14 protein-coding genes are annotated in these 14235 nt (G+C 71.3%); 8 read left to right on the top strand and 6 right to left on the bottom strand.

What is annotated here, in order from left to right; all coding sequences use genetic code 11:
• Window positions 1-24: 24 nt before the first annotated feature.
• The 4 genes from QF037_RS40470 to QF037_RS40455 form a co-directional block, all read right to left on the bottom strand.
• Window positions 25-522: a cupin domain-containing protein gene (locus QF037_RS40470; protein ID WP_307034059.1), complete on the bottom strand. Its 498-nt coding sequence runs from the start codon at window positions 520-522 to the stop codon at window positions 25-27.
• 136 nt (window positions 523-658) lie between these two features.
• Window positions 659-3172: a cellulosome protein gene (locus tag QF037_RS40465; RefSeq protein WP_307034056.1), complete on the bottom strand. Its 2514-nt coding sequence runs from the start codon at window positions 3170-3172 to the stop codon at window positions 659-661.
• 117 nt (window positions 3173-3289) lie between these two features.
• A complete protein-coding gene (locus tag QF037_RS40460) occupies window positions 3290-3826 on the bottom strand; it encodes a MarR family winged helix-turn-helix transcriptional regulator (RefSeq protein ID WP_307034054.1) in 537 nt (178 codons plus the stop codon).
• Window positions 3823-5433: an FUSC family protein gene (locus QF037_RS40455; protein ID WP_307034052.1), complete on the bottom strand. Its 1611-nt coding sequence runs from the start codon at window positions 5431-5433 to the stop codon at window positions 3823-3825. The genes QF037_RS40460 and QF037_RS40455 overlap by 4 nt, the downstream gene beginning before the upstream one ends.
• 163 nt (window positions 5434-5596) lie before the next feature.
• Between QF037_RS40455 and QF037_RS40450 the strand changes: the two genes are divergently transcribed.
• From QF037_RS40450 to QF037_RS40425, 6 genes are all read left to right on the top strand, one after another.
• Window positions 5597-6127: a DUF5134 domain-containing protein gene (locus tag QF037_RS40450; protein ID WP_307034050.1), complete on the top strand. Its 531-nt coding sequence runs from the start codon at window positions 5597-5599 to the stop codon at window positions 6125-6127.
• A gap of 75 nt (window positions 6128-6202) precedes the next feature.
• Complete coding sequence (locus tag QF037_RS40445; RefSeq protein ID WP_307034048.1) at window positions 6203-7138, top strand: M56 family metallopeptidase; 936 nt, start codon at window positions 6203-6205, stop codon at window positions 7136-7138.
• 54 nt (window positions 7139-7192) lie between these two features.
• Window positions 7193-7864: a phosphatase PAP2 family protein gene (locus tag QF037_RS40440; RefSeq protein ID WP_307034046.1), complete on the top strand. Its 672-nt coding sequence runs from the start codon at window positions 7193-7195 to the stop codon at window positions 7862-7864.
• Window positions 7861-8361 (top strand): hypothetical protein, encoded by a 501-nt coding sequence (locus QF037_RS40435; protein ID WP_307034044.1) that lies wholly within the window; start codon window positions 7861-7863, stop codon window positions 8359-8361. Before QF037_RS40440 ends, QF037_RS40435 begins: the two co-directional genes overlap by 4 nt.
• Before the next feature lie 9 nt (window positions 8362-8370).
• Window positions 8371-9087 (top strand): HAD family hydrolase, encoded by a 717-nt coding sequence (locus QF037_RS40430; protein ID WP_307034042.1) that lies wholly within the window; start codon window positions 8371-8373, stop codon window positions 9085-9087.
• Between the two features lie 153 nt (window positions 9088-9240).
• A complete protein-coding gene (locus tag QF037_RS40425) occupies window positions 9241-9918 on the top strand; it encodes a TetR/AcrR family transcriptional regulator (RefSeq protein WP_307034040.1) in 678 nt (225 codons plus the stop codon).
• Here the strand turns inward: QF037_RS40425 and QF037_RS40420 are convergent.
• A complete protein-coding gene (locus QF037_RS40420) occupies window positions 9906-11405 on the bottom strand; it encodes an LVIVD repeat-containing protein (RefSeq protein ID WP_307034039.1) in 1500 nt (499 codons plus the stop codon). The genes QF037_RS40425 and QF037_RS40420 overlap by 13 nt on opposite strands.
• Before the next feature lie 64 nt (window positions 11406-11469).
• Here QF037_RS40420 and QF037_RS40415 point away from each other — a divergent pair, with 64 nt between their 5' ends.
• Window positions 11470-12138, top strand: coding sequence for a DUF305 domain-containing protein (locus QF037_RS40415; RefSeq protein WP_307034038.1), 669 nt, complete (start codon window positions 11470-11472; stop codon window positions 12136-12138).
• Between the two features lie 28 nt (window positions 12139-12166).
• Here the strand turns inward: QF037_RS40415 and QF037_RS40410 are convergent, their stop codons facing one another.
• Window positions 12167-12628, bottom strand: a complete 462-nt coding sequence (locus QF037_RS40410) for a DUF6214 family protein (protein WP_307034036.1) — start codon at window positions 12626-12628, stop codon at window positions 12167-12169.
• A 199-nt stretch (window positions 12629-12827) separates the two neighbouring features.
• Between QF037_RS40410 and QF037_RS40405 the strand changes: the two genes are divergently transcribed.
• On the top strand, window positions 12828-14207 hold the full coding sequence (locus QF037_RS40405) for an FAD-dependent oxidoreductase (protein ID WP_307034034.1): 1380 nt from the start codon (window positions 12828-12830) through the stop codon (window positions 14205-14207).
• The last annotated feature ends 28 nt before the right edge of the window (window positions 14208-14235 follow it).

Here is a 14235-nt window from a genome sequence, read left to right as displayed (position 1 = left end):
CCTTCTCTTCCCTTCCAGTCCCTTCTAGTCCACGAAATAGCTGTCGTGCCGGACGCGGAACTGCTCGAGTTCCTCGCCACCGCGCTGCGCCATCTCCGCGACCCGCTCGAAGTACTCCTCGCGCGGGGCGCCCGGGGAGAAGAGCATGAGCATGGACATCGGCTCGTCGGTCACATTCTTGAAGGCGTGCAGGCCGCCGACCGGCACGTACAGGAAGTCGCCCGCGCGGCCCGTGACCCACTTCTCGCCGTCGTAGAGCTCCAGTTCGCCCGACAGGACATAGAAGGACTCCGACATCGCCTTGTGGAAGTGGGTACTGGCGCCGGCGGACCGTGGGCCCAACTCCGCTTTGTAGAGGCCGAACTCGCCGCCGGTCGAGGCATGGGTGGCGAGGAAGTGGGTCGAACCGCCGGGCGAGGAGACCCCCGCGGGGGTGTCGGCGGGGCGGAAGACGGCGTTCACCTCACCCTTGTCGCCGTGGTAGCGGGGCTCCGGGTACGGGATTTGTTCCGGGTAGGACATGCTGCGCTCCTTCTGGCAGGTCTCCATCGGAAGCCTGGCCCGCCCCCCGGACGGCCGCATCGGACCTGCGGTCGATCTTGGCGGATCCGGGGAACGAGGGCCTCAGACCTAGGCCTGCTTCTTCTCGATGCGGTCGTCAGGCGAGCGGTGTCACCGTCACCGAGTCGAGGACCGGGGCGTGGGCGGAGCGCTGTCCATGGGCGTTCGTGCCGGTGCCGTCGAAGTCGGGGAGCTCGTCGGCGGTGAACGTGACGGTGTTCGCGCCCTGTTGGAGGGTGACGGGGACGGAGAGCCGCCAGAAGTTGTTGAAGTGGAAGGTGGTGGGGAACAGGACGCGGCGGGTGCCGTCCCCGTTGACGGTGATGTCGGCGTGACGGCAGACCGGGTCCGGGTTGTAGTGGGTGCTCGGCGGCTGCTCGCCGTTGGAGTAGCGGATCGTCAGCGCGTGGCGTCCGGGGCGGTCCGCCGTCACCGTCAGGGTGAGCGCGTTGGCGGGCCCGCGGCCGATGCCGTCGACGGCCTTGCCGCCGGTGGCGTAGGAGAACGCGGTCGCCTTCGCGGTGCCGGTAAGTACGCCCTCCTGCGCCGGGTACGTCGTGGTGGGCAGCAGCCCGCGCGCCGGACCGACGGTCACCTGTTCCACAAGGAGATCTTCCGAAGCCGCGACCGTGACCTTGTTGACGCCCCCGGCCAGAAAGACAGGGAGGTCCTCGGCCCCGATCCGACCGATCTCCTCCCCGTTGACCGCCAGCAGGCCCTCGCCGTCTCCGTGCAGGGCGAGGGTCGCCTCGCCGTCGTCGGCCGCGTGCACCCAGAACGTCGCGCTCCCGCCGGGCGGAAGCACGGCGGCGGGGCCGCTCACGCGCGCTCCGCCGGCGAGGGCCGCGTACCCGGCGTCGTAGCGCGCGACCCTCTCCGTGTCGCGCAGGACCAGCTCCAGCCGGTCGACGACCGCGTCGCCACGGGTGGCACCGAGGTCGGGGTCCTGTGCCGCGAGGGTGATCAGGTGGCGGCCCGCGGTCAGCTCCACCTCGGCGTCGGTGTGGCCCCAGACGGCCGGCTTGTAGCCGAGCGGCAGCAGCAGCTCGCGCGGGTCCTCGCCGTCGACGCGCAGGAACACGTTGGTGGGGCCGTGCTCCCGCACCGGTTCGGCGAGGTTGTGCGCGTTGGCGTGGACACGGACCTCGTATGTCCCGTCCCGCGGGACCTCGACGTCGAAGGCGAGCACGCCGTCGGAGCCGGTGCGCAGACCACCGACGTGGTAGCCGCCGGAGGTGGCGAACTTGTCGACGTCCGCCGGGGACCCCTCGGGACCGTTCTTGGAGTAGCCGCCGCCCGTGTAGGCGGCGTCCTCGGCCTCGTAGGTCCTGCGCCAGCCCGCCGACGGCTGCGGGCGGACAGGTCCGTCGCCGCCGGGCGACAGAATCAGTTGGTAGGCGGACATCTCGTCGAGTCCGGTCAGGGGCAGCGTCACCCTGCCGTCCGCCACCGGGAGTTGCTCATCCCTCAGGATCAGCGGCTGGGCGGAGGCGCCGAGTTGGCCCGTCCAGGGGATCTCCTGGAGCCGTGCACGGACGGTCGCGCCGAGGAGGTCGACCTGCTTCACGACGATGTCGGCACAACCGCTCGACCCTCCGAACAGCACCCGTGCCTGCCGTTTCTCCCGATCGAGCGTGGCGACGCCCTGGAGCGTGTACTGGACGTTGGGCTGTGGCGCCGTCACCGCGACCGTGTTCCCGGTCATCTGGCCGTAGGCGTTGAACAGCCACCACTGCCCGTTGGCCTTGTTGGCCTCGACGGCGGAGTCGTTGAGGTTGCCGGCGATGTTCCAGTACGCCATGTCGGCGTCGATCTTGGACTCCTCGATCGCGGAGATCCACTGGATCATCTGCCCGGGGACGGACAAGTGGTAGTTGTGGGCGTACTCGTTGACGTTGACCGGCAGAGGTCCGATGCCCAACTCGCTTTCCCACGCGCGGTACTTGGCCACGTTCGTACGCACCTCGGCGGGCGAGGACAGCTCGTGCCAGGTGATCACGTCGGGCAGGACGTCGTGTTCCTTGGCGAAGGCGAGGAAGCCCTTGACCTCGGGATACAGGATGCAGGTGTTGGGTCCGGCGATACGGGCGTCCGGGTCGAGGCCCTTGATCAGCCGGTAGGTGTCCCGCCAGGCGGCGAAGTAGTGCCCCGGGTCGGTGTGCCACGAGATGCCGTCGTAACTCCACTCCCCCTCGCCGAACATGTTGCCCTCGGGTTCGTTGAACGGGACGTAGACGACGTGGGACTTCAACGCACCCATGGTCAGGACCTGTCGGACCTGCCTGCGGATGCTCTGCGTGAAGCCGGCCAGCCGTTCCTCGCCGGTGGCGCCGGGCCACTCGTAGGGGAAGCCGCGCAGGATGTCCGGCATGTAGAGGTAGACGTCCCGGCCGCCGGCAGCGACGAAGGACGGCAGGATCTCCAGGGCGTCCGCGCCGGGGTGCTGGATGCCGTCCTGGGCCTTGGTGGCGACCGTGCGGACGTACATGCCCTCGACGACGGCACGGCTGGGCACACCGTCGCCGTAGAGGCCGTAGAGCGTGCCGCTCGCACCGCCGTGGAAGGGGCCCGTCTCGGTGCCGAGGTCGACGGTGAGCGTTTCGGCTGCCACGACATCTCTCCTTCGCCCGGTATTTCGCACACGAGTCGGCGCATCGAACCGAACCTAGGGAGCAGGTGTGGATCACGTCAATGGAGGAGCCGCTTCCGGAATTTGCGCAACGGCCGGTCAGACGCGGAGCGCTCCGAGACGGCCTTCCAGCCGCGTCAGCAACTCGCCGAGCAGTGAGGCCAGTTCCCCCTGCTTCCCCCCGTCCAGCACGGACAGCACCGCGGTCTCGTACGCGAGCTGCTCGGGCAGGATCCCGTCCACGAGATCGCGGCCGGCGTCTGTCAGGCGGAGGTGGACCACCCGGCGGTCGCGGGTGTCACCGCGGCGCTCGACCAGTCCGCGCCCGGTGAGCTGCTTGAGGCGCTTGGTGACGGCGGCGCCCGAGGAGAAGGTCTCACGGGCCAGGTCGCCCGGGGTCAGTTCATGGCCGGTGCGGCGGAGCGCGCCGAGCAGGTCGAACTCGGGGCGGCTCAGACCGGCCCGCCGCAGCGGGGCGTCCTCGGCCTGCTGGAGGAGGGCGGCGGAGCGGTTGATACGGCCGATGATCTCCATGGGCCCGGTGTCGAGGCCGGGATGGACGGTCTGCCACTGCCGGACGACCGCCGCGACCGTGTCCGTCCTCGGGCCGTCTCCCCCGCTGGTCTGCGCCGTCATGGCCGTACGTCCTCCGTCGTCGCGCTGGTCAGCCGTCGTGTCGTCGCGGCGAGCGTACGGTGTCCCGCCTGCTCGGCGAGCACGACCCGCTCCTGGGGCAGGGCGCGCTGCCACCATTCGCCGGACGCGGCGTCCACGGTGCCACGCAGCTCGACCAGGGCGGCGGCCAGGGTCCGGCGCGCCGACTCCAGGGCAGCGGTGGCCGGGTCCGGCTCGGCGAGGAGGCGAGCCGTGCGCTCGCGGGCGCGGTCCACGGCGCTCAGGGCGTGCTCGACGCGGTCGCCGGCGCGCCGGTCGGTGACGGCGAGCGCGGCGACGAAGCCGACCAGGGCGCCGACGACGGTGTCCACGACCCGCTCGGTGATCAGCCGGCCGGGCTCCTGGAAGCCGGCGAACTCGGTGATGAGCAGCGCCATCGGGGTCACGCAGACGCTGCCGAGCCAGTAGTTGCGGCTGATCAGCGCCTCCGCGCCGAAGTTGAAGGCGAGGCAGCACAGGACGAGGGCGGCCGGGCCGAGGTGGGCGAGCGGGACGACGGCGGCGAAGAGGAGGACACCGGCGAGATTGCCGACCACGCGCTGGACGCCGCGGCTCCAGGTGAGGGTGAGGTTGGCCTGGTAGAGGGAGGCTGCGGTGACCAGGGCCCAGTACGGGCGGCCGACGCCGAAGGCCAGGGAGGCGTATCCGGCCAGGGTGCACCCGAGGGCGGTGCGCAGGGCGAGCGGGGTCAGGGGGCCGAGCCGGCGCCACCACGGGACGCTGTCGAGGCTGAGTTCGGCGTCGATGCCGAGCAGTTCGCCCCGGTCCTCGGTCCGCGGGACCGGTCCGTTGCCGCGCAGGTCACGCGCCCAGGCCCGCAGCCGTTCGGGGTCGGTGTCGCCAGGGGCGGCGAGGGCGACCTCGGCGCGGACGACGAGGCGGTCGAGGGCGCGGCGGGGCTCGTTGCGGGCGCCGGCGGACAGCAGTGCCTGCCAGGCGGCCTGGACGGCGGCGGCTGCGGCGGCCCTGGCGCGGGGGTCGTCGGGCTTCTCTGCGTACGCGGCGGCGGTGCGCAGCGCGTGGGCGGTGGCCCGGCGTTCCGGGCCGTGCGGGCGGACCAGGCCTGGCGCCATGCCGATGAGCCAGGCCCAGACGCCCGCCGTGGCGGCGAGGGCCAGGTGGCCGGGGACCTGGCCGAGGGTCTGTGGGGCGAACAGGGCGGCGGAGCTGATGAAGGTGAAGATCACGTTGCCGGGCGGGCCGGTACGGGCCGCGTCGCACAGGGCCTTCTGCGCCGCGGCCAGGAGGGCGCCGACCGTGACCAGCGCCACGGCGCTCGTGGTGAGCGACGCGGCGACGAGGGCGACGGCGAGGCCGGTGAGCATGCCGAGCACGACCCAGGCCAGGGCGCGGGCCCGGGCGGCGTAGGGGCGGTTGTGGGCGTACAGCGCGCACAGCGACCCGGCCATCGTGTACATCGCCAGGTCGAGCCGGCCGAGTGCCAGCAGGGTCAGATTGGGCGGGGCGACCGCGACGACCACGCTCAGGGCGGGCTTGAACCAGATGTCCGAGGGCCGGCCGAGGCGCAGGACGCCGGCGAGGGGGAGACGTGGGGTCGCGCAGCTCATACCGATAACATTAGCAGGTGTTTTACTCGTAAACGATTCTCACGGGCCTTCGCTGACCTGCCGTGCTCCGCCGAATGCTCCCCGTGTACACCCTTGCGCCCGGGTGCGCGCCACAGTGGCGGGGCATCGCATCCCTGACCGACCGTCGAGCGGGGAGGTGCGTGTGCACGGACCGGCTTCGCCCGGCTGGCTGCTGGTGGCGCTGTGCGCGGCGACCGGGGCCTACTGTCTGCTGCGGATGCGCAGCGAGGTCGAGGAGCAGCGCCGTGCGGCCGGCGGCGAGGCGCTCATGGGCTTCGGCATGGCCGCGATGGCCGTACCGGCGGCGGTGTTCACCCCGCCGCCGTGGGCCTGGTCCGTCTATGCCCTCGTGTTCGGCGCAGCGGCCTTACGGGCACTGTGGGCGGCACGGGCGAGCACCCACCATCTGCACCACCTGGTGGGGGCGTCGGCCATGGTCTACATGGCGGTCGTGATGGCCGCCTCGCCCGGGCATCACGCGGGATCCGGGATCCCCTTGCTGACCGGGGTGTTACTCCTCTACTTCGTGGGGTACGTCCTGCTGTCCGGGGTGCGGCTGGTGCCCGTGGCCGCCGGGGGCGGGACCGTCGGCTGGGGCGACCGGCCGGAGCTGGCGCGGGCGTGCCGGCTGTCGATGGGGATCGCCATGGTCGCGATGCTGGCGACGCTCTGAACACCTCCGTGTCCTGCGTCACTTTGCCCTCGCGGTCCGTACCCCTGGGTGGCGAGCCGCTCATAGGCTGCTCCCATGATGGTCCCCGCGGCACTGTTGCTGCTCGGCGCGCTGACCGCCGTCCTCGCTCCCCGGCTGCTCGCCCGGGCCGACTGGGTGGACCGTGAACCCGTGGTCGCCCTGTGGGTGTGGCAGTGCGCGGTGGCGGCCGTGCTCCTGTGCTGTGCCCTGTCGATGACGCTCAGCGCGGCCGCGGCCTGGCAGGCGGTGCGCGGCCATGTCTTCGCACCGGCGCCGTCCGGGGTCGTGGAGGCGTACGCGCTCGGCAGGGGCGGCAGCTGGGCGGCGACGACCGCGGTGACGCTGGCGCTGGGCGGGGTGTGGAGCGCGGCGATGCTGGTCCGGGAGATCGTACGGGCGCATACTCGGCGTCGGCTGCGCAGGGCCGAACTCCTGGTGCGGGCCCCGATGTTGCCCGGCGAGGAGCGGGGCGCCGGCCCTCTCGTGGTCCTGGAGGGCGAGCGTCCCGACGCCTGGTGGCTGCCCGGGTCGGCGCCCCAACTGGTCATCACCACGGCCGCGTTGCGCCGCCTCAAGGGGCGCCAGCTGGACTCTCTGCTGGCCCACGAGGAGGGTCACGCGCAGGCCCGGCACGACTGGCTGCTGCACAGTTCCGGCGCGTTGGCGGGCGGGTTTCCGCAGGTTCCGGTGTTCGCCGCGTTCCGCGACGAGATGCACCGGCTCGTCGAGCTCGCCGCGGACGACATGGCCTCCCGCCGCTTCGGGCGTCTGACGACCGCGCTGGCACTGGTGGAACTCAACGAGGACCGGGGCGTGTTCGGGCCCTGTCCGACCCCGCAGGCCCATGTCCCGCAGCGCGTGAACCGGTTGCTGACTCCCCGGGACCGGCTCACGGCGGCCCGCCGGCTGCGACTGACGGCGACGGCGGCACTGGTGCCGGTGGTTCCGGTGCTGGTGGCGTTCGTGCCGGGATTGCGCGCGCTCGGCTAGGGGCCTGTCCGGCGGAATTCGCCTCCTGCCCCGCCGGTCGGCGAGGATCGTAGTATGCACTCGCCGACCGTCGACGCCCCGTCCCGCCCGCAGGGCCAGCGCACCGCCCTCCACTCGGCCGGTGTCCTGACCGTGTGCTCCGTACTGCTGCTCATCCTGGTCGCGATCCGGTGGCACCCGCTGATGAGCCTCGACAACGACATCGCGACGACCACGCACCGCTGGGCGGTGGACGAGTCAGGGCTGACCCATGCCTTCCGCATCCTCACCGACTGGGTGTGGGATCCGTGGACGATGCGACTGCTGTGCGCGGTGGTCGCACTGTGGCTGATGTGGCGGCGCCAGGCGTGGTGGACGGCCCTGTGGCTGGGGATCACGTGCTTGCTGGGCACCTTGCTGCAACAGGGGCTCAAGGCCGCCGTCGACCGTCCCCGCCCGTTCTGGCGGGACCCTGTTGACTCGGCTCACTACGCGGCCTACCCCTCCGGCCACGCCATGACCGCCACGGTCGTCTGCGGTCTCCTGCTGTGGCTCCTGCACCACCACGGCGCCGACCGCCGCGTCTTCCGCGCGGTCCTGGCCGTCTCCCTCGTCTCCGTCGTCGGCGTCGGCGTCACCCGAATCTGGCTCGGCGTCCACTGGACCTCGGACGTCGTGGGCGGCTGGCTGCTGGGGGTGCTGGTGGTGGCCGTGGCGGTGTTCGTGCACGCACGGCGGAAGACGTGAGCTACCGCTACGTGGGACCGGCGGAGATCCGGGCGCTGGTCCGCCCCGGCGCCGGGGGCCGTGCCATCGGGTCACCGGTCGACCTGGGCGCCTGGGCGGTCGAGCGCGGCGAGGCCGAGGCCCGGGAGCCGTACACCTTCGTCGTGGATCTGGACGGCCGGCTGCGGCTCGCGCCACGGCGCAGCGAGCACGTGGCCTGCGCGGGCGGCGGTTCCGTGCTGGCGGCCGGCGAGATGGCCTTCAGCCGGGCGTCCGGACCGTGGACGGCCCACGAGATCAGCAACCAGTCCACCGGTTACTGCCCGGACCTCACGTCGTGGCACGCGGTCGCCCGTGCCCTGGATTCCGCCGGCGTCGGCCATCCCGGCCGCTTCACCCACGAGGTGGTGTTCCGTCGCTGCGAGCGGTGCCGGGAGTGTTCCGTGGTGCGTGAGAGCGAGTTCGTGTGCGTGTTCTGCGGCAGTGATCTTCCCGTCGAGTGGAACGTCGACTCGTAGGATCTGTGCATGATCGCAGTGCTGTTCGACTTCTCCGGGACCCTGTTCCGTATCGAGTCCACCGAGTCCTGGCTGCGCGGAACGCTCGCCGAAACCGGGATCGCGCTCCCCGAGGCCGAGATCACCGCGGCGGCGACGGCGCTGGAGGTGGCGGGGGCGCTGCCGGGCGGGGCGAATCCCGTACGGGTGCCCGAGGAGCTGGCGGGCCGGTGGGCGACCCGGGACGAGAGCGCCGAGCTGCACCGGGCCACCTACACCGGGCTCTCCCGGCAGGTGCCGTTGCCCGACCCGCGGCTGTACGACCGGCTCTACGACCGGCACCGGTCGCCGTCCGCCTGGCAGCCCTACCCGGACGCCGCCGAGGTGCTCCGGGCGCTGCGCGAGCGTGGGATCGGCGTCGGGATCGTGAGCAACATCGGGTGGGACCTGCGGCCCGTGTTCCGGGAGCACGGCCTCGACCCGTACGTCGACACGTATGCGCTGTCGTACGAGCACGGCGTCCAGAAACCGGATCCGCGGCTGTTCGCCCTCGCCTGCGAGAGCCTCGGGGCCGACCCGCGCCAGACCCTGATGGTCGGTGACGACCGGCGGGCCGACGGCGGTGCGGCCGCGCTGGGCTGCGGGGTGCACTTCGTGGACCATCTTCCGGTGACCGAGCGCCCGGACGGGCTGCTGGCGGTGCTGGATCTCGTGGACGGGGCACGGGAGAACGCCGCCGGTAAGTAGCCTCAGGCCACCACTGGGGCGGAAGAACCGCCCGTCTCGGGCGATCCCCCGCGTCGCCCGAGACAGACGGCAGCCCTGACCAGCCGTTTCACCGGCCGGTCCGGACGACTTGAGTATAGTTGGCTGGTAACCAGTCAACGCAGGAGTTACAGCATGTCCCCGCGCAGCGCCTCGGTCAATGAAGAGTTGCGCCGTCGTTCCCGGGAGCGGCTCCTGCAGGCGGCCGTCGAGCTGGTCTCCGAGCACGGCTACGAGGCGACGACGCTCGGGGACATCGCGGACCGGGCCGGTTCGGCGCGTGGGCTGACGTCGTACTACTTCCCCGGCAAGCGCCAGCTCGTGCAGTCCGCCGTGCACCGGCTGATGCACCGCACGCTGGAGGAGGCGCTGGAGCGCGAGCCGCGCACCGACGACGGCAAGGAGCGGATGGCGCGGGCCATCGACGCGATTCTGGGCCTGGCCCGGGATCGGCCCGTGCTGATGCGCCAGCACATGGCCGGCCTGCTGCACGCCGAGGGTTTCCTGCCGTGCCCGGAGCAGCGGCGCCTGGCCGAACTGCTGAGGGACACCGTCGCCCGCAACGGCTCGGGCGACGTCGACGCCGACTATCCGATGCTGCGCGCCCTGCTCATGGGCTCGGTCTACGCGGCCCTGGTGCCCGGGGTCCCGATGCCGATCCCGGTGCTGCGGGCCGAGTTGTTCGGGCGCTACCGGCTGGAATGGGAACTGGGCGTCCCGCCGGACACCGATGAGGCGTCCGGCGGGACGTACGAGACCGATCTGTCGCGTTTCTTCGCGACCGGGGATCCCGCGGCCGGTCAGTCGAAGTAGTCAGGCTGCGTCTGGACGTTGAGCTCGCCCAGCCGTACCCGCTTGGCCGGGTCCGTGCGCCGGTCGTTGATCTTCAGGACGTCGAAGCCCTTGGCGATGTCGTTGGAGTAGATGTAGCCGTTGTAGTAGTACGCCGACCAGGGACCGGCGGTGGTGAGCTGCTCGGTGTCCACCGGGCCGCGCTCGAAGTAGGCGATCTCCTTCGGCTTCGAGGAGTCGGTGAAGTCCCAGACGGAGACGCCGCCCTGGTACCAGGCCTGGACCATGATGTCCTTGCCCTTGACCGGGATCAGCGAGCCGTTGTGGGCCACGCAGACCTCGACGTCCGCCTGGTAGCGGGGGATCTTGAAGTAGCTGCGGAAGACGAGCTTGCGCTTGTCGCCCTTGCCGACGATGTCGTAGATGCCGTCGGCGCCACGGTTCGGACCGATCGCCGCGTTGCAGGTGGCCGCGCCGCCGCCGCCCAGCTCGTCGGTGAAGACGACCTTGTTCGCCTTCTGGTTGAAGGTCGCCGAGTGCCAGAACGCGAAGTTGACGTTGTCCTGCACCCGGTCGATGACCTTCGGGTTCTCGGGGTCCTTGAGGGAGAACAGGATGCCGTCACCCATGCAGGCGCCCGCCGCCAGGTCCTTCGAGGGCAGCACCGTGATGTCGTGGCAGCCGGTGGTCTTGGAGACGCCCGGGTTGGTGGGTCCGCCGGGGTTGCCGCCGCCGTCCGGGCCCTCACCCGGGAACAGCACCGGGAAGCTCACGACCGCCGCGTTCTGGGGGGAGTTGCGCGGCACCTTGACGACGGAGATGCCGTCGTGCGGCGGCTGGCAGTCGGGGTAGGCGGCGTTCGGCGAGTACGAGGAGACGTAGACGTAGACGTTCTTGCGCTCGGGCACCAGCGTGTGGGTGTGCGAGCCGCAGGCGGTCTCGACGGCGGCGACGTACTTCGGGTTCGCCTTGTCCCTGATGTCGAAGACCTTGATGCCCTCCCAGGAGGACTTCTCCGTCGCGGGCTGCGTGGTGCTGTTGCAGCTGTTGTCGGTGCGCGAGGAGTCGGTCGACAGGAAGAGCAGGTTCCCGGAGACCGAGATGTCGTTCTGGGAACCGGGGCACAGGACCTGGGACACGGTCTTCGGTGCCTTCGGGTTGCTGATGTCATAGATGACGAAGCCGTCGAAGTTGCCGGAGAAGGCGTACTTGCCCTGGAACGTCAGGTCCGAGTTGAGACTCGCCAAGGCCTTGGGCGAGTTGGCCACGTGCTCGATATTGGCGGAGTGGACGATCTCGTCCTTGCCGGGTATCTCCCCGTCGGCTATCGCGGCCCGGACCTCGGCCTCGGTGCTCCGGGACACTTCTTCGCCCACGGTCGGGCCGTCCCCGGGGTCGGGGGTCGCGGCCGCGGGTCCCGCCGTCAGCATCGCCGCCAGGAGCCCGGCCGCGGCCGCGGCAACTCCCAGTCGTCTGTGCCGGGTTCGGGGGTTCTTCAACAGGATCACTGTTTCCTCCCTGGTTCCGTTCACCTCGGAACGGGTCACGCACCACCGAAGTATTGTCTTCGCCATGCACATACCAACAGGGGGCAACAAGATCGCAATGAAGTTTTTCGCCCCGGTGACCCTCACCGCCCTCGCGATGCTGGGACTTGGGGCCTGTGACACGGCCTCGGACGCGGAACCGGCCCCGAGCGGACCGTCGGTGCTCGTGCCCGGCAAGCCCGGCGAGGCGAACCGCACCCTCTCCGCCGACGAGGCCGCGGACCAGCGCGCCGAGGACGACTCCCCCAACTCGGCGGACGTCTCGTACGCCCGGATGATGATCGAGCACCACACACAGGCACTGGAGTTGACCGAACTCGCCCCGGAGCGCGCGAAGTCCACGAAGGTCGAGAAGCTGGCCGAGCGGATCAAGGCGGCCCAGGGGCCGGAGATCGCCGCCATGCGGAGCTGGCTGAAGACGTACGGCAAACAGGAGACCCAGGAGGGCGACGCGCACGACCACGCCTCGATGCCCGGGATGGCCACCGAGGCGCAGATCGACAAGCTGCGGGCCGCCGAGGGCACGGCCTTCGACCAGCTCTTCCTCACTCTGATGATCACGCATCACGAAGGGGCGATCACCATGGCCACCGACGTGAAGGGACAGGGCAACAACATCCGGATCGAGGAGATGGCCGACGACGTGGTCGCCCAGCAGACGGCCGAGATCTCCCGGATGCGGGACATGCAGTAAAGGCCCTCGCCGAGCGCAACAGCCGCACTCAGCGCCGGGCGTGACGTGGCGTCAGGTACCCGGCGTCGCGCGCCTGCGCGATCAGCCGGAGCGACTTGCGGCGGCTGTGCCCGGTCGCGCACATCACCGCGAGCACCGGGTCGACGCCGTCCTCCTGGGCCGCCCGGTACTCCTGGGCGAGCAGCAGGCGGCCCTCCACGCCGCGCGGCCAGGCCGGCCGGGCGCGCCGCGAACCGGCCGGCTCGTCGCCCCCTTCCGCCGGTCCGGCACCGCACGCCTCGAAGAGCGGGCCCTCGATCCAGTCGGCGAACACCGCGAGGTCGTCCAGCGAGAGGGCCGGCTGGGCCCGGACGTCCTCCACCGAGACCTGCCCCTCGGCCACGACGGCGAGCGCGTCGACCCGGGCACCGTCGGTGAACGCCAGCCGGACGTGGAACCAGGCTGTCACGCCCTCGCCCTCCCGCACTTCCCACGCGGGCCACACGGACACCGCACCGTCCGTCGGGCAACGATCAGAAAGATTAAGAAACGATGCTTCTGGCACACACGCAAAGTAACCGCATGATCACTTTCCATACCAACGGACACGCGTCCACGGACCCGTACAGCACCCTGTCAGCGCAGCTGCGACGGTGCGATGCTGGAGACATCAGCGATCTCCTCTGATCCCTCGGGTAAGGAGTACCGCCGTGCTTCGTGTCGCCGTTGTCGGCTCCGGGCCGAGCGGGTGCTACACCGCTCAGAGCCTGGTCCAGCTGGATCCCTCGGTCCGCGTCGACGTACTGGACCGGCTGCCGTGCCCGTACGGCCTGGTGCGCTACGGGGTGGCGCCGGACCACGAGAAGATCAAGTCCCTCCAGAGCAATCTGCGCACGGTCCTGGAGCACGAGCGGGTGCGCTTCCTCGGCGGGGTGCGGGTGGGCGAGGACGGGGTGCCCGCCGCCCGGCTGCGGGAGCTGTACCACGCGGTCGTGTACTGCGTGGGGGCCGCCACCGACCGGCATCTGGGCGTGCCCGGCGAGGACCTGCCGGGCAGCTGGTCGGCGACCGAGTTCCTGGGCTGGTACAGCGCCCATCCGGACGCCGTGGACGACGGATTCGTCCGCGACGCCCGCTCGGCCGTGGTCATCGGCGTGGGGAACGTCGCGGTCGACGTGGCGCGGATGCTGGCCCGGGGCGCCGCGGAGCTGAGCCCCACGGACATGCCGCAGGCGGCGCTCTCCGCGCTGGCGGCGAGCCGGGTGACCGAGGTTCACATGGTGGGTCGCCGAGGCCCCTCCCAGGCTCGATTCACCACCAAGGAGCTGCGCGAGCTGGGCGCGCTGCCGGACACGGAAGTGACGGTGGATCCGCAGGAGTTGGCGCTGGACCCGGCGTACCTCGACCCCTCCGCGCTGCCCGCCGCAGCGCGCCGCAATGTGGAGGTGCTGCGCGGCTGGGCCACCGCTCCCGGGCGGTCCGCGGCGCGCCGGATCCGTATGCGCTTCTTCCTGCGTCCCGTCGAAATCCTCGCCGGTGGGGGCACCTCCCGCTCGAGCGAAGCCGAGCGTGGGGGAGGACGGGTGGCCGCGGTGCGCTTCGAACGGACGGTGCCCGACGGACGGGGCGGGGTGACGGGGACGGGCCGGTACGAGGACATCGCGGCGCAGCTGGTGCTGCGGTCGGTGGGTTATCGCGGGGTGCCGCTGGAGGGGCTGCCGTTCGACCCCGCGACCTGTACGGTGCCGCACCTCGGCGGGCGGGTGCTGCGCGAGGGGGCCGTCGCGCCGGGCGAGTACGTGGCCGGCTGGATCAAGCGGGGCCCGACGGGAGTCATCGGCACGAATCGCCCCTGTGCGAAGGAGACGGTGACGTCGTTGCTGGAGGATGCCGCCGCTCTCCTGCGCAGGGAGCTGCCCGGTGATCCAATGGCGGCGCTGAGGGCGGACGGGATCGAGCCCGTCGAGTGGACGGGGTGGTGCGCCATCGAACGGGCGGAGGCGGAGCTGGGGACCACGCTCGGGCGGAGCGTGGTCAAGCTGCCGGACTGGGAATCGCTGCTGGCCGCGGCGCGGAGGAGCACCTCGTAGCAGAGTGGAATGTGCCCGGGTGGGCATG

It is taken from the genome of Streptomyces canus, assembly GCF_030815415.1.
GTDB classification, from domain to species: Bacteria; Actinomycetota; Actinomycetes; order Streptomycetales; family Streptomycetaceae; genus Streptomyces; species Streptomyces canus_F.
This window is presented reverse-complemented; position numbering and strand designations above follow the sequence as displayed.

What these genes read in the sequence shown, in the direction of transcription:
- QF037_RS40445 (WP_307034048.1), top strand. Translation starts at nt 6,203, where the DNA reads ATGATGGTCCCCGCGGCACTGTTGCTGCTCGGCGCGCTGACCGCCGTC.
- QF037_RS40455 (WP_307034052.1), bottom strand. Translation starts at nt 5,433, where the DNA reads ATGAGCTGCGCGACCCCACGTCTCCCCCTCGCCGGCGTCCTGCGCCTC.
- QF037_RS40470 (WP_307034059.1), bottom strand. Translation starts at nt 522, where the DNA reads ATGTCCTACCCGGAACAAATCCCGTACCCGGAGCCCCGCTACCACGGC.
- QF037_RS40440 (WP_307034046.1), top strand. Translation starts at nt 7,193, where the DNA reads ATGCACTCGCCGACCGTCGACGCCCCGTCCCGCCCGCAGGGCCAGCGC.
- QF037_RS40460 (WP_307034054.1), bottom strand. Translation starts at nt 3,826, where the DNA reads ATGACGGCGCAGACCAGCGGGGGAGACGGCCCGAGGACGGACACGGTC.
- QF037_RS40425 (WP_307034040.1), top strand. Translation starts at nt 9,241, where the DNA reads ATGTCCCCGCGCAGCGCCTCGGTCAATGAAGAGTTGCGCCGTCGTTCC.
- QF037_RS40415 (WP_307034038.1), top strand. Translation starts at nt 11,470, where the DNA reads ATGCACATACCAACAGGGGGCAACAAGATCGCAATGAAGTTTTTCGCC.
- QF037_RS40430 (WP_307034042.1), top strand. Translation starts at nt 8,371, where the DNA reads ATGATCGCAGTGCTGTTCGACTTCTCCGGGACCCTGTTCCGTATCGAG.